The sequence below is a fragment of the Streptomyces violascens genome (genome assembly GCF_014649955.1).
GTDB classification, from domain to species: Bacteria; Actinomycetota; Actinomycetes; order Streptomycetales; family Streptomycetaceae; genus Streptomyces; species Streptomyces violascens.
Genome location: NZ_BMUA01000025.1, coordinates 77,987 through 96,791, shown reverse-complemented (window position 1 = coordinate 96,791; position 18,805 = coordinate 77,987). Strand labels below are relative to the sequence as shown.

The window sequence follows — 18,805 nt, the reverse complement described above, 5'->3', positions numbered from 1 at the left end:
CTCAGTCCCATTCCAGGCCGCCGCGCCGCCACACATACGCGTAGGCGACGAAGACGGTGAGCACGAAGAGCAGCATCTCCACGAGCCCGAAAAGCCCCAGGGCGTCGAAGGTGACCGCCCAGGGGTAGAGGAAGACGATCTCGATGTCGAAGACGATGAAGAGCATCGCCGTCAGGTAGTACTTGATGGGGAAGCGCCCGCCGCCGGCCGGCGTGGGAGTGGGTTCGATGCCGCACTCGTACGCCTCAAGTTTGGCCCGGTTGTACCTTTTTGGACCGATTAGCGTGGCCATGACCACGGAAAAGATCGCAAACCCTGCCCCGAGGGCGCCGAGCACGAGGATGGGCGCGTAGGCATTCACGCTCCTCGCTCCTTCCAGTCGTCCTTGACCGTTGGACCGCACAGCGGGTCTCGCAAACGTCTCGCCGCCTCCCGGTTCGCGGAAGATCGCGTACATGTGAGGCAGTTCACAAGCCCGACTGCCCCGCATCCTATGCCCGGCGGTCTGTGATCTGCGACACGGGGTACACCAACGCCTTTGTGATCTCCACCACCTGACGAAGGATCATCAAGTCGGATGAGCGGTGATCTTCATACGTGAAGCGCCCGAGTGATCACGAGACGTGACATCTGGAGGTGTTACCGCTGGTCGGCGGCCGTCTGGCATTATCAAGACATGTGCGCTACAGGCAAATTGGCGACGAGCGGGCGTCCAGTGATAAGCGGGCGCCCGTCACCCACGAGAGGGACTTCGGCACCCAAAGACGGACGCGTGCGCCTCTTCACGAGAGCCGCCTCCGCTGCCCGAGAGGGCGCCGTCCAACCGGATCAACCCATGATGTGACCTGTGTCACACGTCAACGGTCGTGGAATCAACGGGGCTTGGCCATCGACGTGAGGGGATGGTAGGCGCCGGGCAATTCGGGCGTTTCATGGAAAACACATGATCACAGCCCTGATCGCGCCTGCCAGGTTTGTCCGTTACGGCGTCAATAAGTGCTGGCAAGAAGCGGATTCGCCTCTTCCGCCACCAACTGTGGCGCAGCACACGTTTCTTGAAGGGAACCCTGAACCCCTGATAGCGGTTGTACCCATGTCCCACACCGCTCACATACCCAGCCACCGGAAGCCCCGCCGCAGCGCCTCGAAGGTCTCGCTTCGGGCCGGAGTTGCCGGTGGCGTACTCAGCACCATCGCGCTGGCAGGCGCGGCCGCCCCGGCCATCGCCGCCCAGCCGGTGACCGAGACCATCGAGATGCCGACGCTGACGGGCGACCTCGCGACCACCGCGGCCGCCACGGCGCAGGCCACCAAGACGGTCGCCGGCGACCTCCAGCTCCAGGCCGCCCAGGACGCCGCCGCGTCCAACGCCGCCAAGGACGCCAAGAAGGCCAAGGACGACGCCGAGCAGAAGGCCGCCGAGGCCAAGGCGAAGGCCGAAGCGGAGGCGAAGGCCAAGGCCGACGCCGCCGAGCGCGCCTCCCGCTCCGCCGAGCGCACCACGCTCAAGTCCTCCTCCTCGGACGGCGGCTCCACCTCCGGCAGCACCTCGTTCAAGGCGTCCAACGCCACCGGTTCCGCCGCCACCATCGTGAACTTCGCGCTGGCCCAGGTCGGCAAGGCGTACGTCTCGGGTGCCACCGGCTCCAGCGCGTACGACTGCTCCGGTCTCGTGCAGGCCGCCTACCGCCAGGTCGGCATCGACCTGCCGCGCGTCTCGCAGGACCAGTCGGCCACCGGGACCCAGGTCTCGCTGTCCAACCTGCAGCCGGGCGACATCCTGTACTGGGGCGGCTCCGGCTCCGCGTACCACGTGGCGATCTACGTGGGCGGCGGCAAGTTCGTCGGCGCGCAGAACCCCTCCAGCGGCGTCGTCGAGCGCAGCCTGGACTACGACCAGCCCACGGGCGCCGTCCGCGTTCTCTGAGGCGTACAGCAGCCTTCTGCGCCGCACCAGCACCGCCTGCAAGGGCCGTTGCTCCCCCGCTCGGGAGCAACGGCCCTTCGGCATGCCCGGAATGTGTTGAACTCTGCCTGTTCCGGGGCACCATGCACATATCAGGGGGGTGCGCGCATGGACGAGCGGGTGCAGGATCCGGAACCGCAGTCGTACGAGGTCTACGCCGACGGGCTCGGCATGTTCGCCGCGATCGGGATCGTGTTCATGGTGCTCGGCCTGTGGATGCTGACCGGCATCCGCCCCTGGCACGGGCCCGTCGACTGGGCCAAACTCGCCTTTGGTTGGGGTTTCGCCCTGTTCGTCCTCGGCGCCGGCGCGTTTCTGGTCCTGGCGTGCGTGTACGGGGCGGTGCGCCCGGTCATCCGCGCGGACGCGGCGGGGGTGCACCTCGCCACGCGCTTCGACGCACCCTGGGCGGAGGTCCGGGAGATCGAGGTCGGCACCGTGGCGATCTGGGAGCACGGCGACGAGAGCCACGCGGGCGGCTACGAGCACCATCGCGCGGTGTGGGTGACGCTGCACAGCGGCAAGCGGCACGAATACATAGCCCGCCGCCAGGGCGGGGACCTCTCCGCGGACGAACTGCGCACCGGCCTGTCCCGGTTCGCCGGAGAAGTCCCCGTCCGCTGGACGGACGACGTGGAGCGGCGCTTTTAGAAGTGGAGCGCCTTGAGAGGTGGAGCGGAGCCCTGGAAAGGGCGCTCGGCTCAGGCCTTGGGGGCCACCTTCGAGAGGCCGTTGATGATGCGGTCCATCGCGTCGCCGCCCGTCGGGTCGGTCAGGTTGGCCAGCATCTTCAGCGTGAACTTCATCAGCATCGGGTGCGTGAGCCCGCGCTGGGTCGCGATCTTCATGACCTTCGGGTTGCCGATCAGCTTCACGAAGGCGCGGCCCAGCGTGTAGTAGCCCCCGTAGGTGTCCTTGAGGATCTTCGGGTAGGCGTGCAGGGCCAGTTCGCGCTGGGACGGGGTCGCGCGGGCGTGCGCCTGGACGATGACGTCCGCGGCGATCTGCCCCGATTCCATGGCGTATGCAATGCCTTCGCCGTTGAACGGGTTCACCAGGCCGCCCGCGTCACCCACGAGCAGCAGGCCCTTGGTGTAGTGCGGCTGGCGGTTGAAGGCCATCGGCAGAGCGGCGCCGCGGATCGGGCCCGTCATGTTCTCCGGGGTGTACCCCCAGTCCTCGGGCATGGACGCGCACCACGCCTTGAGGATCTCGCGCCAGTCCAGCTCGCGGAACGCGGAGGAAGAATTGAGGATGCCGAGGCCGACGTTGGACGTGCCGTCGCCCATGCCGAAGATCCAGCCGTAACCGGGAAGGAGGCGCTCCTGCGGGCCGCGCCGGTCCCACAGTTCGAGCCAGGACTCCAGATAGTCGTCGTCGTGCCGGGGCGAGGTGAAGTACGTCCGCACGGCCACGCCCATCGGGCGGTCCTCACGCCGGTGCAGGCCCATGGCGAGCGAGAGCCGTGTCGAGTTGCCGTCGGCGGCGACGACGAGCGGGGCGTGGAAGGTGACCGGGGTCTTCTCCTCGCCGAGCTTGGCGTTGACGCCGGTGATGCGGCCGTTGCGCTCGTCGATGATCGGGGCGCCCACGTTGCAGCGCTCGTACAGGCGAGCCCCCGCCTTCTGCGCCTGCCGGGCGAGCTGCTCGTCGAAGTCGTCGCGCTTGCGCACCAGTCCGTAGTCCGGGTACGAGGCGAGGTCGGGCCAGTCGAGCTGGAGGCGGACGCCGCCGCCGATGATCCGCAGGCCCTTGTTCCGCAGCCAGCCGGCCTCTTCGGAGATGTCGATCCCCATGGAGACGAGCTGCTTGGTGGCGCGCGGGGTCAGCCCGTCGCCGCACACCTTCTCGCGCGGGAAGGCGGTCTTCTCCAGGAGCAGCACATCGAGTCCGGCCTTGGCCAGGTAGTACGCGGTCGTCGAACCGGCCGGACCGGCCCCGACGACGATCACGTCCGCGGTGTGTTCGGAGAGCGGCTCGGTCACAGCGGGATCTCCCGAAGACTCGAATTTGCGTGCCGAGAAGCACAGGACATGTGCAGTCTATGGGTGGCTGTTGATCGACATCGCGAAGGGTTGCCCACGCCATGAGCTCCGTCTCCCCCGAGTCCTCCATACCGTCGTCGGTACCGTCCGCCGTCCCGGACAGGCCCCTGCCCGTAGTACGGCTGCGCGTGCCCACCGAGGAGGACGCGTACGCCTGGCACCGGGTGTTCGACGACCCGGAGGTCATGGAGTTCCACGGCGGCCGTTCCGCCGAGGTCTCCGTCTACGAGGAGTTGACCGCCCGCCAGCGCAGACACGATGCCGAACACGGCTTCTGCCTCTGGACGATGCTGGACGAGAACGACGAAGTCATCGGCTTCACCGGCGCCCAGCCCTGGCCGCTGGACGACTGGGGCCCGGCGGGCGAGGTGGAAATCGGCTGGCGCCTGGGCCGCGCGCACTGGGGCCGCGGCTACGCGACGGCGGCGGCCCGCGCCACGCTCGACCGCGTCCGCGCGAAGGGCCTGGACCACGTGGTGGCGATGGTCCACCCGGACAACACCCGCTCGCTGGCGGTGACGGAGCGGCTGGGGATGACGCTGTCGAGAACGTACGAGTCGAGGGTGTCGGGGACGGAGGTGCCGTGCTTCCGGCTGGAGCTGGGCCGATAACCGCCTGGGCCCCCCTGGCCCTTCAGGGCTTGGGGGGAGATTGAGTGAGCGGGGGCGTGGGGGCAGCGCCCCCGCTCAACCCCGCTACGCCTTGAAACCCCGGTGCAGCGCCACGACCCCACCCGTGAGGTTCCGCCAGGCCACCTTGGACCAGCCCGCCCCCTGAAGCCGCGCGGCAAGCACATCCTGGGCGGGCCAGGCCCGGATGGACTCCGCGAGGTACACGTACGCATCCGGGTTGGAGGACACCGCCGTGGCCACCGGGGGCAGCGCCCGCATCAAGTACTCCGTGTACACCGTCCGGAACGGCTTCCACGTCGGCTGGGAGAACTCGCAGATCACGACCCGCCCGCCCGGCTTGGTGACCCGGTACATCTCGCGCAGCGCCGCGTCCGTGTCCTGGACGTTGCGCAGCCCGAAGGAGATCGTCACCGCGTCGAACGTGTCGTCGCGGAAGGGCAGCTTCGTCGCGTCGCCCGCCGTGAACGGCATGTGGGGCTGGCGCTCCTTGCCGACCCTGAGCATCCCGAGCGAGAAGTCGCACGGCACGGTGTACGCGCCCGCCGCGGCGAAGGGCTGCGAGGAGGTGGCCGTGCCGGCCGCGAGGTCGAGCACCTTCTGGGCGGGCCGCGCGTCGACCGCCTTCGCGACCTCCTTGCGCCAGAGCCGGGTCTGGCCGAGGGAGAGCACGTCGTTGGTGAGGTCGTAGTGCGCGGCGACGTCGTCGAACATCGAGGCGACTTCGTGCGGCTGCTTGTCCAGGGATGCGCGGGTCACGCTTCCCATTCAAGCAGTACGCCGCACAGCCGGGTGCCCGGCCCTCACCGGCACAGCCGGGCCGCGTACATTCTCCCTTCCGTGCCACGGGGGCGCGGAACCACGAGAGCGGGTGCACACGACATGCGGAGTTTCCTGAGGGTGCCGGTCGCGGGGCTCGGCGCCTTGGCCGCGCTGGTGTGCGCGGGGTGCTCCTCGACCCCGGACGCGACCCCGGACGCCCCGGCCAAGCCCGCCGCGAACGGCCCGCTGAACAGCGCGTACTCCCCCTACGTCAGCGCCACGACCGCCTCGCCGACCGACGCCGTCGGCTCCCCTGCCGTGTACAACCTGGCGTTCTCCGTCGCACACGGCAACACCTGCCGGGCGGTGTGGGACGACGACACGGCCATCGTGGACCAGGACGTCAAGGACCGGGCGGCCGGGCTGAAGAAGTCGGGCGCCGCGGTGCGGGTGTCCTTCGGCGGGCAGGCCGGCAAGGAGCTGGCGCTGACCTGCAAGACCCCGGCCCAGCTGGCCGCCGCCTACGGTTCGGCGCTCGACGCGGCCGGCGCCGGTGAGGCCGACTTCGACATCGAGGGCGCCGCCCTCGCCGACTCCGCCGCGCTCGCCCGGCGCGCGGAGGCGATAGCCCTGCTCCAGAAGCAGCGCGGCCTCAAGGTGACGTTCACGCTCGCGGTGATGCCGACGGGGCTCACGCCCCAGGGCACGGCGCTGCTCAAATCGGCCAAGGGCCACGGTGTGACGGTCTCGGCCGTCAACATCATGACGATGAACTACGGCACCTCCTTCGGAGGCGACATGGGCGACTACGCCGTGAAGGCCGCGACCGCCGCGCACGGCCAGCTCCAGCAGGTCCTGGGCCTCTCGGACGCCGCGGCCTGGCAGGGGCTCGGGGTCACGTCGATGATCGGCGTCAACGACGTGAAGGGCGAGAAGTTCACCCTGGACGACGCCGCGAAGGTACGGAAGTTCGCCCAGGACAAGGGCATCGGACGGCTCTCCCTGTGGGCGACGTACCGCGACCAGAAATGCGGCACCGGCGTCAACTCGGCTGTGGCACAAGCGAGTTGCAGCGGCGTGGACCAGGAGCCGGGCGCCTTCGCGAAGGCGCTTTCCGGCAGCTGACCCAGGGGGTGTCCGATGGGTCATGGCCGGGGCCGACCCTGACCCATCGGACACCCCCTAGCGGCGCCGGTGCACCAGTCGCCCGCCGATGACCGTGGCGATACAGGTCCCGGCGCCCTGCGCGGCCAGCGCGTCCTCGTCCGGCACGGCGAAGACGGCGAACCGGGCCGGGCCGCCCACGGCGAGCGGGCCCCGGAAAGCCTCGCTCGGCCTGATGCCGGCGAGGGGATCCAGTGCCCCCTCGGCACCACCGCTCATCAGCACCTCAAGTCCCGCCCGCCGTACGGCAGTTCGTACCGCCGGGGTGGTGAGGGGCCCGGTCACCGCGACCACACCGTGCGCGAGGAGTTTCTGGGTGCAGCGGCGGGCGCTGTTGCCCCGGCGGGACTCGCTCGGGGCGAGGGCGTCGAGCGCGGCGCCGGTCAGCGGTTCGGTGCCGAGCTCGTCGACCTCGAAGGGGTCGTCCGGGAAATAGGTGCGCTCAAGGAGGGCGGCGCCGTGCCGGTTGACGAGGCCGGGCGTGAGCACGCCGGGCCAGCGGCGGACGCGGGCCGAGGGGTGCTCGGCCGCGACGTCCTCGTACGGAGCGATCATCGCGATCCGGTCGCCGTCGACCAGGACCGCGCCGCCCGGGACCGGGTCGCGGTCGCCGGGCAGCACGAGGTCGGCGGCGTGGAGCGTCAGCACGTCGGGAACACGGCCTCAGTTGGAGGCGAGGAGCTTCAGCTCCGGGTGGGCGGTGCCGCCCTCGATCGCGGTCGAGGAGATGTGCGACTGGACGCGCGCGTCGACCGGGTCGTTCGCCGGGTCGTCGTGCACGACGAGGTGCTCGTAGGTGGTGGCGCGCTGGGCGGGCACCCGGTCGGCCGTGCGGATCATGTCGATCATCTCGCGGAGGTTCGAGCGGTGCTTGGCACCGGCCGACGAGACGACGTTCTCCTCCAGCATGACCGAGCCGAGGTCGTCGGCGCCGTAGTGCAGGGTGAGCTGCCCGGCCTCCTTGCCCGTGGTCAGCCAGGAGCCCTGGATGTGCGCGACGTTGTCGAGGAAGATCCGGGCGATCGCGATCATGCGGATGTACTCGAAGATCGTCGCCTGGGTGCGGCCCTTGAGGTGGTTGTTCTCCGGCTGGTACGTGTACGGGATGAACGCGCGGAAGCCGCCCGTCCGGTCCTGCACGTCGCGGATCATGCGGAGGTGCTCGATGCGCTCGGCGTTGGTCTCACCGGTGCCCATGAGCATGGTGGAGGTGGACTCGACGCCCAGGCCGTGCGCGGTCTCCATGATCTCCAGCCAGCGCTCGCCGGACTCCTTGAGCGGCGCGATCGCCTTGCGCGGCCGCTCGGGCAGCAGCTCGGCACCGGCGCCGGCGAAGGAGTCGAGCCCGGCGGCGTGAATCCGCGTGATGGCCTCCTCCACGCTCACCTTGGAGATGCGGGCCATGTGCTCGACCTCGGAGGCGCCGAGGGAGTGGATGACCAGCTGGGGGTAGGCCTTCTTGATCGCGGCGAAGTGCTCTTCGTAGTACTCGACGCCGAAGTCGGGGTGGTGCCCGCCCTGGAACATGATCTGGGTGCCGCCGAGCTCGATGGTCTCCGCGCACCGGCGCAGGATGTCGTCGAGGTCGCGGGTCCAGCCCTTGGCGGTGTCCTTGGGCGCGGCGTAGAAGGCGCAGAACTTGCACGCCGTCACGCAGACGTTCGTGTAGTTGATGTTCCGCTCGATGATGTACGTCGCGATGTGCTCGGTACCGGCGTAGCGGCGGCGGCGCACCGCGTCGGCGGCGGCGCCGAGCGCGTGCAGCGGCGCGGACCGGTACAGGTCGAGCGCTTCCTCCGGGGTGATCCGCCCACCCTCAGCGGCACGGTCGAGAACGGACTGAAGATCGGCCTTCTCAGTCACCGGGGGTGTCCCTTTCGGAGGGGATATGGACGGACCGATCCAGCCTACGCCAGCGGCTCCGCCCCGCTGAGCGGGGGCCGAGGGGCTCCCTATCCGGCGAGCCCGCCGAGGAGCAGGCCGCCGAAGGAACCGGCGATCATGAAGGGGCCGAGCGGGAACGCGGCCGTACGGTTCGCCCTCCGCAGCACCAGAAGCCCGCCCCCGTAGACCGCGCCGAGTACGAGACCGAGCAGAGCTCCCGCGAAGAGCACCGGCCAGCCGTACCACCCGAGGGCGGCCCCGAGCCCGAGCGCGAGCTTGGCGTCGCCGAGGCCCATGCCCGCCGGGTTGATCAGCACGAGCACCAAGTACCCACCACTCAGGGCGAGTTCACCGAGCAGAGCGGTGGTCCAGGCCCCCGCATCCCCGGGCAGCAGCGAGGCCAGCCCGAGCAGCAGGGTGGCCGCGAGGGCGAACGGCAAGGTCAGCACATCGGGCAGCCGGTGCACGCCCCGATCGACAACCCCGAGCAGCACGGCCACCGGCGCGAGCAGCAGCCAGACCCCCAGCTCCGGGCGGGCGCCAGTGGTCAAGGCGAGCCCCGCACAGACCAGCGAGGTCAGCACCGCGAGACCCGGAGTCGAGGGCCCGTACCCGCGAGCGGCCCCGAGCCAGCCCCGGGCGGGACCGGTGAACGGCCGCCCGTCGGGGGCCGCGGACCGCCACGGCTCGTCGGGTTCGACGGACAGCCGGTACGCCGGGCGGGGCAGCAGCACCCCGGCGGCCGCGCCCCACAGCGCGGCCCCGGCGACGAGAAACCCGTTCACCGCTTCGAGCCCCTTCACCACGTCGAGCCGTTCGCTGCTTCGAGCCCGTTCACTGCTTCGTCAGGGTGCCGGACGGCCTTCCGGCGGCCGCCTCCTCGGACTGGTACGTGAGCTTGCCGTCGCTGCCGAGGGTGAAGACCAGTTCGGCGGTGCCGCTGGTGCACAGGCCCGCGGTGCCGGGCTTGCGCGGGTCGGTGCGCTCCTCGATGCGCACCTCGCCCGCCGTGCCGGAGAGCAGCTTGCCCACGCCGTGGCACTCCACCTTCGTACCCAGCACCTCGATCGTCGAGGTCGTCAGGACGACGTCGCTGCCCGTCCTGCCCGCCGTGAAGGCGGCGGTGACCGTGCCGTGCGGCTGGCCGGTGCTCTGCTCCGTGGTCGGGCCCTGCCAGGTTCCGATGAACTGGCTGGGTAGTTCGGCCAGTTGGGTTCCGGACGGTGAACCCGAGGGGGTCGCTGCGTCGGTCGGGTCCTGCGCCCCCGGCTCGGGGGTGTCCGTGGCCCCGCTCGAAGCGGGCGGCTTCGAGCCCGTGTTGTTCGTGCTGCCGCCGCCCGGCAGCATGTCGAAGAGGAAGGCCGCGCCGACCGTGACGGCGGCCAGGGCGCCCGCCACCGCGAGGGCCACCGTGCAGCTGACCTTGCGGCCGCGGCCGCGTTCGCCCGGTTCGGTGGCGGTCGCCACCGAGAGGGCCACGCGCGGGCCGTTGTCCACCGGTCCCGGCGGGGCCGTGGGCGGCGGGGGCGTGCGGGGGCCGGGGAACGGGGCCGCGTCCCTGCCGTACGAGGCGTCCGGCGGGCCGAAGGCGCCTGCGGATCCGGACGCGGGCCCCGTGCCGCCCCCGACCGCCGGGCTGCTGAACGGGATCGGCCCCGAGCCGCTCACCGACTCCTCGGGCTCCAGGTCGAGCAGCCGCACCGCGGACCGGCTGACCTCCTCCACCAGCGGGCCCGGCAGCCAGCCGTCCCGGACCAGCGCCGCCGCTCCGGCCGGGGCGAGGCGGGCCGCGAGGGCGGCGGGGGTCGGGCGGTCGGCCGGGTTCTTGGCGAGGCAGGCGCCGACCGCGTCGCGCAGCTCGCCGGTCAGGCCCGCGCCCAGTTCGGGCGGCTCGTGCACCACCTTGTAGAGGAGGGCCGCCGAGGAGTCGCCGGGGAAGGGCGGCTCGCCGGTCGCCGCGTACGCGAGGACCGCGCCGAGCGAGAACACGTCGGCGGCGCCGGTGACACCCCGGCCGAGGATCTGCTCGGGCGACATGTAGCCGGGCGAGCCGATGGAGACGCCGGTCGCGGTGAGCGAGGCGGTGCCGTCGGTGGCGCGGGCGATGCCGAAGTCGATGAGGCGGGGCCCGTCGAGGGTGAGCAGTACGTTCGACGGCTTCACATCGCGGTGCACCAGGCCGAGCGCGTGCACCGCGGCCAGCGCCTCGGCGAGGCCGGCGCCGAGGACCCGTACCGAATGATCGGGAAGCGGGCCCCGGTCCATCACGGCCTGGGTCAGCGAGGGGCCCGCGACATAGCCCGTCGCCACCCACGGAACCGGCGCCTCCGGGTCCGCGTCGAGGACCGGCGCGGTCCAGTCGCCGCCGACCCGCCGGGCCGCCTCGACCTCGTGCCGGAAGCGGGCCCGGAACTGTTCGTCGAGGGCGAAGTGCGGGTGCACCACCTTGACCGCGACCGTGCGGCCGCCCGCACTGCGGCCCAGGTACACCCGGCCCATGCCGCCCGCGCCGAGCCGGCCGAGCAGCCGGTAGGCACCGATCGTGTGCGGTTCGCCCGCTTCCAGCGGCTGCAACGACTGCATCCGGTGCTCCCCCAACGCCCACCCTGGTCAAGCCGGTCGCACAGCAGCGTAGAGCCGTACGTGCCCGGGATCACCCTCAACCGAGACTGATCCGATGCTTACCCGAGCGAACCGAAGGGCGGGTTCCGCACTCTTGACTGGCGTGGTTCATGCTTAATCGCCCAAAACGCCACCGCCCTCAGCCAGATCCACGGAGCCCCGAATGAAGCGTCGCCGCCCTGCCGCTCTGATAGCAGCCGCCGTCATCGGCGCGGTCGTGCTGGTCTCCGGCTGCTCCGACGAGGGCAAGCCGGTCAGCTTCGACTCGGGACCGAGCAGCCCGTCGACGAACGCCTCGCCGCAGGGCGGGCAGAAGAAGAACGACGACGCCTCCGCGAAGAACGGCGCGGCCGCCCAGACGCTCCTGCCGACCGGCCCGAAGGCCGAGTTCACCACGCAGAGCAGCCTCGGCGACGGCACCAAGATCGGCGTGACCACGCTCAAGGGCGCCAAGTCCGGGTTCACGGGCAAGGTGTGGGTGTGGGCGCCGAAGCAGTACTTCGACGAGAAGTACAAGGACAGCGGCTTCCCGGTGCTCATCGCGCTGCCCGGCGGAAACGGTTATCCCAAGAACTACTGGATGGGCACCGACCTCAAGCTGCAGAGCAGCATCAGCGAGTGGTCCAAGACCGGCACGAGCCTGCCGTTCATCGTGGTCATGCCGGTCCTCAACCCGGACGCCAAGCACTACTACGACGGCAGCGACATCCCGGGGCAGCCGAAGATGGGCACCTGGATGACCGAGGACGTGCCGGACCTGGTGCGGGCCAACTTCCGCACGTTCAAGTCCCGTGACGGCTGGGCCTTCATGGGCTCCTCGTCTGGCGGCTTCGTCGGCCTGAAGTCGGTGCTCAAGCGGCCCGACCTGTTCAAGGCCGCGATCGCCTCGGGCCCGGACATCGTGCCGGACTCCCCGCTGTGGGCCGGCCACGAGGCCGAGAAGCAGGCGAACAACCCGGAGAAGCTCGCCCAGGACCTGATCGACAAGAAGGGCCCCGAGGTCGCGCTCGCCTTCCAGGTGGGCACCAAGGAAGGCACCGTCGTGCCGAACGTCAAGAAGTTCATCGACACGTACGGCAAGGGCCCGGTGAAGACCCGCCTCCAGCTGATCCAGGGCGGCACCCACAACGCCCACACCTACGTGACGGGCATGGGCGAGGGGACCATGGAGTGGATCAGCAAGCAGATGCTCGCCCCGGTCCCGTCCTCCTGAACCGGCCGACGCCGCTCACAGAGCCAGCAGCTCCACGTTCACATCCGCGGGGAACCCGGTGGTCGGGCCCGTCCGACGGGCGAACTCCCGCACGCCTTCGAGCTGTTGGTCCCCGAAGCGGAAGTCAAGCGTCGTGAAGTAGCGCTCCAGGAGCTCGGCGTCGAACACCTCCCAGCGCGCGGCCTGCTCGGCCACCTTGCCGACCTCCTCCAGGGAGAGGTCCCGGGACGCGAGGAACGCCTCGTGCACCTGCTGTACGACGTGGGGCTCGCGGGCCAGGTAGTCCTTGCGGGCGGCCCACACGGCGAAGACGAACGGCAGCCCCGTCCACTCCTTCCACATCGCGCCCAGGTCGTGGACCTGGAGCCCGAGCCGCGGGGCGTCGTGCAGCGAGGCCCGCAGCGCGGCGTCCCCGATCAGCACGGCGGCGTCCGCCTCGCGCATCATCAGGCCGAGGTCGGGCGGGCACGTGTAGTAGTCGGGGGCCACCTGGTACCGCTCGGCGAGCAGCAGCTGCGCCAGGCGTACGGAGGTCCGCGAGGTGGACCCGAGCGCGACCCGGGCCCGGTCCAGGTCCTCCAGGGGACGCTGCGAGACGATCACGCAGGACATGACCGGCCCGTCGCAGCCGACCGCGATGTCGGGGAAGGCGACCAGGTCGTCGGCGTTGCGCAGGAACTCCACGAGGGTGATCGGCGCGATGTCCAGGTCACCGTTCACCAGCTGCTCGCTGAGCTTCTCCGGGCTGTCCTTGGTCAGCTCCAGGTCGAGCAGCGTTCCCGTCCGAGCCAGGCCCCAGTACAGGGGCAGGCAGTTGAGGAACTGGATGTGACCGACGCGCGGCCGGCCGCCGTGGTGCTGGGGGCTGGTTGAATTGTCCACATGGCGAGGCTAGACCCGTCCCAATCCGTGGACTCCGCCGGGCCCTGCCGGGGGGGGGTGCCGCGGGGACGCCGCGAGGGTGTCCCCACTGGGCCGTACGGGGCGCCTCGCGGGAGAGCTTGATCACCTGCTCAGCCCCCGGTCAAACGTCCGGGTGGAGTGATCTTTCCCTCTACCGCAGCACCTGAGCTGCGTGCTACGCTCAGCGCAAGTTGCAGTTTGGTTTCCCTTGCAGTACAGAGCCTGCGGAGCATGTAACCCGCAGGCTTTTGTAGTTTTCAGACTTGTTTGCAGGTTCTGGAGCAGGGCAACCCTTTGGCCCAAGGAGGGCTTATGGCTACCGGAACCGTGAAGTGGTTCAACGCTGAAAAGGGCTTCGGCTTCATCGCCCAGGACGGCGGCGGCCCGGATGTCTTCGTCCACTACTCCGCGATCAACGCGTCTGGTTTCCGCTCCCTGGAGGAGAACCAGGTCGTGAACTTCGACGTCACCCAGGGCCCGAAGGGCCCGCAGGCGGAGAACGTCACCCCGGCCTAACTTGCCCGGGTTGGCGATCGCTGACTTAGCAGTACCCAAGGAGCCCCGTCCGCATGGACCGGGGCTCCTGCCTTTTACCCCCCCCGGCGGGGCGAATGTGCTTCCGCCTGCGTCCCGTGCCGGGTCACTCGCTCCCCCAACCTTGCATTCGCCCTCGGGCCACCCGTGGTCGAAAACGGGGTCAGGGGCGCGGGGAACTGCGCGACCAGCCCAAGGCGGCCCGCAGCCGGAAGCGGAGCAACCCGCACCCCGCTCAGCGGTAAAGCCCCTCGATCTCGGCGGCGTACCGCTCCAGAATCGCCTTCCGGCGCACCTTGAGCGTCGGGGTCAACTCACCCCGCTCCACCGAAAAATCCCGTGGCAGAACCGCGAACCCCCGAATCCGCGCAGGCCTGGACACCTCCGCATTGGCCGCCTCGACCGCAACCCGCACGAGCTCGCGGACCTCCTCCGGACCCCGCCCCGCCGTCTCCTGCGCATCGACCGTGATCAGCGCGACCGGGTAGGGCCGCCGGTCCCCCACCATCACCGCGTGCGAGACGACGCGGGCCCGCTCGATGACCCGCTCCACGTGCGAGGGGGTCAGATTCTTCCCGGCCGACGTGATGATCAGGTCCTTCTTGCGGCCGGTGATCGTCAGGTAACCGTCCGCGTCCAGCGCCCCCAGGTCCCCCGTGTGCAGCCAGCCGTCCGCGTCCAGCGCCTCCGAAGTGCCCTGGGCATTCGCGTGGTACCCGGGGAAGATCATCGGCCCCCGGGCCAGCACTTCATCGTCGTACGCGATCTTCACCTCGCACCCCGAGACCGGCCGCCCCACCGTCCCGTACCGCACCGCCCCGGGGTGATTGAGCGAGATCACGCCCGCGGACTCGGTCATCCCGTACCCCTCGAAGACCTGGATCCCGCAGGCCCGCAGGAAGTCCAGGATCGCCGGGTCGATCGGGGCGCCGCCGGTCAGCGCCCAGCGGAGCCGTCCGCCGAAGGCTGCTCTGACCAGGCTGAACAGCGAGGCGTCGGCGGCCTCGTACTCGCTCTGCCGCTCGGGCGGAAGCGCCCCGTCCGCCGCCAGGACGCCGATCGCGACCGCCGCGTCGAACCGCTCGCCGCCGCCCTCCGTCGCCTCGGCGAGCGAGCGCACGACCGAGTAGACCTTCTCGAAGAGGCGCGGTACGGAGGGGAGATGGGTCGGCTGCGCCTCGGCGAGTTCGCCGACCACGTCCTCGATCCGGCCGCCGAAGTAGCAGAGTTCGCCGCCGTAGAGCAGCGTCGAGAACTGGATGAGTTGGGCAAGCAGGTGCGCGAGGGGCAGGTAGAGGTACGTGCGGTCGCCGGGGCCGCCCTCGATGAGGTTCAAGGTCGCGTCCTGGACCGCACCCATGTTGCCGTGCGTGAGCCGGCAGCCCTTGGGCAGGCCGGTGGTCCCGGAGGTGTAGACGAGCTCGGCGTCGTCACCGGGGCGGACGGCCGCCGACCGGGCCGAAAGCTCGTCGAGCGGCACGGACTCGCCCCGGGCCCCCAGATCCGCCGGCGGCACCGCCCTCCCCTCACACGGCCCGGTCATCAGCAGTACGTGAGCGAGCGCGGGAAGGTCCCCCCGCAGCCCCTCCACCCGGGCCGCCTCCGCGGGGCCCTCGCAGATCACCGCCTTCGCCGCGGAGTCGGCGAGCACCCACGTGGCCTCCTCGTCGCCCGCCGTCGGGTACACCGGCACCACCACCGCGCCCGCCGCCAGGCAGGCGAAGTGCGCGTACGTCCACTCCGGGCGGGTCTCGGCGAGGATCGCGACCCGGTCGCCGGCCCCGATGCCGAGCGCGAGCAGGCCGCGCGCGGTGCGGCGCACGGTCTCGCGCAGTTCGGCGTACGTGACCGTCGCCCAGCCCCCGCCCGCCTCCCGGAACCTGAGGGCCGGCCGGTCCGGGTGGCGCGCCGCCGCCCATTCGGTGAACACGGCGAGCGTCTCGGGGCGCGGGCTCTCGTACGGGCTCTGGGGGGTCATGATCCGACGGTAAGTACGACTCCTGTCCCTACGGGATGACGGGAAACGTCACCCCGGCTGACCTCAACGCTCAACCCCGCTACCGTCGTTGACCATGGCGAAGCCGACGATCACCGTGCACCACGTGCGGGCCGTGCTGCGCGGCGCCGAGCGGCACGGCATCGACACCGTGCCGCTGCTCCAGGCGTCCGGCATCCCCCCGCTGCTGCTCGGCGACGACCGGGCGCGGGTCACCCCGGCTCAGTTCGCGCAGCTCTTCCGGGCCCTGTACCGGGCGACCGGGGACGAGTTCCTCGGCCTCGGCGGCGCCCCCAGCCGCCCCGGCACGTTCGCGATGATGTGTTACGCGGTGCTCGGCTGCCGCGACCTCGGCGGCGCGATGCGGCGCGGCACCACGTTCTACGGCCTGTTCGCGCACGGCCCCGACCTCACCCTCGACATCATCGGCCCCGAGGCGGTGTTCGCGGTCCGGGGCGACCTCGCGGGCCAGGACGAGGACCGGTTCCTGACCGAGTGCCTCGTGATCATCTGGCACCGGCTGTGCAGCTGGCTGGTGGGCCGCCGCATCCCGCTGACCCGCGCCGCGTTCGGTTATCCGCCGCCCCCGCACAAGGACGAGTACGAGTCCCTCTTCGGCTGCCCGGTCCGGTTCGGGGACACCCGCACGGAGGCGGTGTTCGACGCGCACTGGCTGACCGCCCCGCTCGTACGCGACGAGGCGGACCTCGGCCAGATGCTGCGCCGCTCCCCCTTCGAACTGCTCAGTCGGCGCGCGTACGGGACGACCGTGGGCGAGCAGGTGGGCCGGGCCCTGTCCGCCGCCCTGCGTGCCTCCCCCCGGCTGCCCACCCTCGACGAGACGGCGGCCCGCCTCGCCATGTCCCCGGCGACTTTGCGCCGCCGCCTGGCACAGGAGGGCACGTCGTTCCAGCAGCTCAAGGACGCGGTGCGGCGCGATGCCGCGATCGCGGGCCTGGCGGAGGGCCGCGAGCCGATCGCGGAGATCGCGGCCCGCCTCGGCTTCTCGGAGGACACGAGCTTCCACCGCGCGTTCCGCCGCTGGACGGGGGCCACACCGGGGTCGTACCGGCTGGGCCGGTGAAGGCCATGGGGGTCGGTGCCTGACCACCGGGGGCCATCGGGGTCAGTGAAGGTGAGCGGTACGGTCAGCTCCGCATCTACGCGTCAGTCACTACCTTCTCCTCAACTGCCCGCGCCCCATAGGACCGTTGGGAGAGCCGCATGCACGTCCGTACCAGAGTGGCCGGTGCCATCACCGCCGCACTCCTCCTGTCGGCAGCCACCCCCACCGCGTTCGCCGACGACACGGCGACCGCCTCGCCCGGGGACATCGTCACCCAGTCCCCCACCGAGTTCCATCCGCTGCCAGGTCAGTGGACCAACACCAAGGCCTGGCACGTCACCTACCGCTCCACCAATGCCAAGGGCGGCCCGAACGTCGTCTCCGGGACGGTCATCGTGCCCAACGACGGCCGCACGGGCCCGCGCCCGGTCGTGACGTACGCCGTCGGCACGGTCGGGCTCGGCGACTCGTGCGCGCCGAGCGCCAACTTCCCGTACGGGACGGCCGTCGAGGCCACGCTGATCAACCAGGTCGTGCAGAAGGGCTGGGCGGTCGCGGTCACCGACTACGAGGGCCTGGGCACGCCCGGCGACCACACGTACACGGTCGGCCGGGCGGAGGGCACCGCGATGCTGGACGCGGCCCGCGCCGCCGAGCGCCTCGGCATCCCCGGCATCGACGCCAACTCCCCAGTCGGGATCATGGGTTACTCGCAAGGCGGCCAGGCCAGCAGCTGGGCGGCCGAGCTGCACGACTCCTACGCCCCCGACCTGAAAGTGAAGGGCACCGCGACCGGCGGCGTCCCGGCCGACCTGATGAAGGTGGCCGCGTCCAACGACGGCGGCCTCGGCTCCGGCCTCATCTTCATGGCGGCGGCCGGCCAGAACGCGGCCTTCCCCGAGCTGAAGCTGGACTCGTACCTGAACCCGGCGGGCAAGGCGCTGGTCGACTACTTCAAGAACAACTGCGTGGCGATCGACACGACGGTGGGCTCGTTCAAGCACGTCACCGACCTGACCGTGAAGAACCCGCTCGAACAGCCGGACTGGCAGGCCAGGCTGGCCGAGTCGAAGCTCGGCACGCACCGCCCGGACGCGCCGGTGTACCTCTACCACGGCACGGTGGACGAGCTGATCCCGTACGCGGTGGGCCAGCAGCTCCGCTCGGACTGGTGCGCCAAGGACGCGAACGTGGAGTGGCACGCACTGCCGCTGCTCGGCCACATCGGCGGGGTGACGGTGGGCGGAGTCCCGGCGGCGAACTGGCTGGCGGACAGGTTCGCGGGTAAGCCGGCTAGCTCCAACTGCTAGCTGTTACAGCCGAGTTGAGCCCGCCTCCGGGATCGATCCCCGGGGGCGGGCTCAGCACATGTGGCGCTACAGGCCATACCGGCGCGCCGATTCTTCCTGCTGGGCGAGGCGGTGGAGGGCGCGCAGGATCGGGTCGACCAGGATGGTGGCCGCGACGGCGACCTCGACCTTCTCGGCCTCGGAGGGGTGGGTCTCGACGAAGTCGAGATCGCGGACGGCGGCCTGGTGCATGAGCTGGGCGTACGGGGCCATCAGCTCGGCGTCCCAGGGATAGCCGAGCCGGCGCAGGGTGGCGACGGCGACGATCAACGCCCGGTGATCGGGCGAGAGTTCACCGATCTCCCGGGCGGTGGACCACCCCAGCATGCCGAGCAGCCGGTCCACTTCACCACGGGCGGCGACCACAACCTCATCGGCGTCGTCCGGGTCGGGCCCGTGGGGCAGGGCCCACAGGGCGGCGCCGAGACGGATGGTGCGGTCGAGGGAGTCGTCGTCGACGTACCCGATGACCTCCTTGGCCGTGGCCACCGGGAGCCGGCCGACCTCGACCAGGGCGCGGATGAGGCGGAGCCGGCGCACGTGGCTGTCGTCGTACTCGGCCGTGGTGGCGCCCACCTTGCGGCCCGGCGCGAGCATGCCCTGACGCAGGTAGTACTTGATCATCGCGGCGGAGACCCCGCTCCGCTCACTCAACTCGGCCAGCCGCATCCC

Annotated in this window: 18 protein-coding genes; 8 read left to right on the top strand and 10 right to left on the bottom strand. The window is 70.8% G+C overall.

Annotation, left to right across the window (positions count from 1 at the left end):
* Position 1: 1 nt before the first annotated feature.
* Positions 2–361, bottom strand: a complete 360-nt coding sequence (locus tag IE206_RS33390; RefSeq protein ID WP_030494815.1) for an NADH-quinone oxidoreductase subunit A — start codon at positions 359–361, stop codon at positions 2–4.
* A 732-nt stretch (positions 362–1,093) separates the two neighbouring features.
* Between IE206_RS33390 and IE206_RS33385 the strand changes: the two genes are divergently transcribed.
* Complete coding sequence (locus IE206_RS33385; protein WP_189968843.1) at positions 1,094–1,927, top strand: C40 family peptidase; 834 nt, start codon at positions 1,094–1,096, stop codon at positions 1,925–1,927.
* A gap of 147 nt (positions 1,928–2,074) precedes the next feature.
* A complete protein-coding gene (locus tag IE206_RS33380; RefSeq protein ID WP_189968841.1) occupies positions 2,075–2,617 on the top strand; it encodes a hypothetical protein in 543 nt (180 codons plus the stop codon).
* A 50-nt stretch (positions 2,618–2,667) separates the two neighbouring features.
* On the opposite strand, the gene IE206_RS33375 is transcribed toward IE206_RS33380, so the two are convergent.
* A complete protein-coding gene (locus IE206_RS33375) occupies positions 2,668–3,951 on the bottom strand; it encodes a geranylgeranyl reductase family protein (RefSeq protein ID WP_189968839.1) in 1,284 nt (427 codons plus the stop codon).
* A gap of 101 nt (positions 3,952–4,052) precedes the next feature.
* On the opposite strand from IE206_RS33375, the gene IE206_RS33370 reads away from it, so the two are divergent.
* Complete coding sequence (locus IE206_RS33370; protein ID WP_189968837.1) at positions 4,053–4,622, top strand: GNAT family N-acetyltransferase; 570 nt, start codon at positions 4,053–4,055, stop codon at positions 4,620–4,622.
* Positions 4,623–4,706: 84 nt separating this feature from the next.
* Here the strand turns inward: IE206_RS33370 and IE206_RS33365 are convergent, their stop codons facing one another.
* On the bottom strand, positions 4,707–5,399 hold the full coding sequence (locus IE206_RS33365) for a demethylmenaquinone methyltransferase (protein WP_189968835.1): 693 nt from the start codon (positions 5,397–5,399) through the stop codon (positions 4,707–4,709).
* A 123-nt stretch (positions 5,400–5,522) separates the two neighbouring features.
* On the opposite strand from IE206_RS33365, the gene IE206_RS33360 reads away from it, so the two are divergent.
* A complete protein-coding gene (locus IE206_RS33360; RefSeq protein WP_189968833.1) occupies positions 5,523–6,527 on the top strand; it encodes a chitinase in 1,005 nt (334 codons plus the stop codon).
* 57 nt (positions 6,528–6,584) lie between these two features.
* Here IE206_RS33360 and IE206_RS33355 read toward each other — a convergent pair whose 3' ends face one another.
* The 4 genes from IE206_RS33355 to IE206_RS33340 form a co-directional block, all read right to left on the bottom strand.
* A complete protein-coding gene (locus IE206_RS33355; protein ID WP_189968831.1) occupies positions 6,585–7,214 on the bottom strand; it encodes an amidohydrolase family protein in 630 nt (209 codons plus the stop codon).
* 15 nt (positions 7,215–7,229) lie between these two features.
* The gene (mqnC, locus tag IE206_RS33350) at positions 7,230–8,429 is read right to left on the bottom strand and encodes a cyclic dehypoxanthinyl futalosine synthase (RefSeq protein WP_189968829.1); all 1,200 of its coding nucleotides are present in this window, start codon (positions 8,427–8,429) and stop codon (positions 7,230–7,232) included.
* An 89-nt stretch (positions 8,430–8,518) separates the two neighbouring features.
* Positions 8,519–9,235, bottom strand: a complete 717-nt coding sequence (locus IE206_RS33345) for a prepilin peptidase (RefSeq protein ID WP_189968827.1) — start codon at positions 9,233–9,235, stop codon at positions 8,519–8,521.
* Positions 9,236–9,284: 49 nt separating this feature from the next.
* Complete coding sequence (locus IE206_RS33340) at positions 9,285–11,024, bottom strand: serine/threonine-protein kinase (RefSeq protein WP_189968887.1); 1,740 nt, start codon at positions 11,022–11,024, stop codon at positions 9,285–9,287.
* A gap of 211 nt (positions 11,025–11,235) precedes the next feature.
* Here IE206_RS33340 and IE206_RS33335 point away from each other — a divergent pair, with 211 nt between their 5' ends.
* Positions 11,236–12,285: an alpha/beta hydrolase gene (locus IE206_RS33335; RefSeq protein WP_189968825.1), complete on the top strand. Its 1,050-nt coding sequence runs from the start codon at positions 11,236–11,238 to the stop codon at positions 12,283–12,285.
* Positions 12,286–12,300: 15 nt separating this feature from the next.
* On the opposite strand, the gene IE206_RS33330 is transcribed toward IE206_RS33335, so the two are convergent.
* On the bottom strand, positions 12,301–13,167 hold the full coding sequence (locus IE206_RS33330) for a menaquinone biosynthetic enzyme MqnA/MqnD family protein (RefSeq protein ID WP_189968823.1): 867 nt from the start codon (positions 13,165–13,167) through the stop codon (positions 12,301–12,303).
* A 333-nt stretch (positions 13,168–13,500) separates the two neighbouring features.
* On the opposite strand from IE206_RS33330, the gene IE206_RS33325 reads away from it, so the two are divergent.
* Positions 13,501–13,704: a cold-shock protein gene (locus IE206_RS33325; protein WP_003967102.1), complete on the top strand. Its 204-nt coding sequence runs from the start codon at positions 13,501–13,503 to the stop codon at positions 13,702–13,704.
* Positions 13,705–13,957: 253 nt separating this feature from the next.
* Here the strand turns inward: IE206_RS33325 and IE206_RS33320 are convergent, their stop codons facing one another.
* A complete protein-coding gene (locus IE206_RS33320; RefSeq protein WP_189968821.1) occupies positions 13,958–15,700 on the bottom strand; it encodes an AMP-dependent synthetase/ligase in 1,743 nt (580 codons plus the stop codon).
* Between the two features lie 94 nt (positions 15,701–15,794).
* On the opposite strand from IE206_RS33320, the gene IE206_RS33315 reads away from it, so the two are divergent.
* Together IE206_RS33315 and IE206_RS33310 are read left to right on the top strand one after the other, a co-directional pair.
* Positions 15,795–16,802: an AraC family transcriptional regulator gene (locus IE206_RS33315; protein ID WP_189968819.1), complete on the top strand. Its 1,008-nt coding sequence runs from the start codon at positions 15,795–15,797 to the stop codon at positions 16,800–16,802.
* Positions 16,803–16,942: 140 nt separating this feature from the next.
* Positions 16,943–18,094: a lipase family protein gene (locus IE206_RS33310; protein WP_189968816.1), complete on the top strand. Its 1,152-nt coding sequence runs from the start codon at positions 16,943–16,945 to the stop codon at positions 18,092–18,094.
* Positions 18,095–18,160: 66 nt separating this feature from the next.
* Here the strand turns inward: IE206_RS33310 and IE206_RS33305 are convergent, their stop codons facing one another.
* Entirely contained in the window at positions 18,161–18,802 is a 642-nt protein-coding gene (locus IE206_RS33305; protein WP_189968814.1) for a MerR family transcriptional regulator, read from the bottom strand.
* Between the last annotated feature and the right edge of the window lie 3 nt (positions 18,803–18,805).

Excerpts from the sequence above, each read along its gene's own strand:
- IE206_RS33335 (WP_189968825.1), top strand. The coding sequence starts at position 11,236 with ATGAAGCGTCGCCGCCCTGCCGCTCTGATAGCAGCCGCCGTCATCGGC.
- IE206_RS33305 (WP_189968814.1), bottom strand. The coding sequence starts at position 18,802 with ATGCGGCTGGCCGAGTTGAGTGAGCGGAGCGGGGTCTCCGCCGCGATG.
- IE206_RS33360 (WP_189968833.1), top strand. The coding sequence starts at position 5,523 with ATGCGGAGTTTCCTGAGGGTGCCGGTCGCGGGGCTCGGCGCCTTGGCC.
- IE206_RS33325 (WP_003967102.1), top strand. The coding sequence starts at position 13,501 with ATGGCTACCGGAACCGTGAAGTGGTTCAACGCTGAAAAGGGCTTCGGC.
- IE206_RS33380 (WP_189968841.1), top strand. The coding sequence starts at position 2,075 with ATGGACGAGCGGGTGCAGGATCCGGAACCGCAGTCGTACGAGGTCTAC.
- IE206_RS33385 (WP_189968843.1), top strand. The coding sequence starts at position 1,094 with ATGTCCCACACCGCTCACATACCCAGCCACCGGAAGCCCCGCCGCAGC.
- IE206_RS33370 (WP_189968837.1), top strand. The coding sequence starts at position 4,053 with ATGAGCTCCGTCTCCCCCGAGTCCTCCATACCGTCGTCGGTACCGTCC.
- IE206_RS33315 (WP_189968819.1), top strand. The coding sequence starts at position 15,795 with ATGGCGAAGCCGACGATCACCGTGCACCACGTGCGGGCCGTGCTGCGC.
- IE206_RS33310 (WP_189968816.1), top strand. The coding sequence starts at position 16,943 with ATGCACGTCCGTACCAGAGTGGCCGGTGCCATCACCGCCGCACTCCTC.
- IE206_RS33320 (WP_189968821.1), bottom strand. The coding sequence starts at position 15,700 with ATGACCCCCCAGAGCCCGTACGAGAGCCCGCGCCCCGAGACGCTCGCC.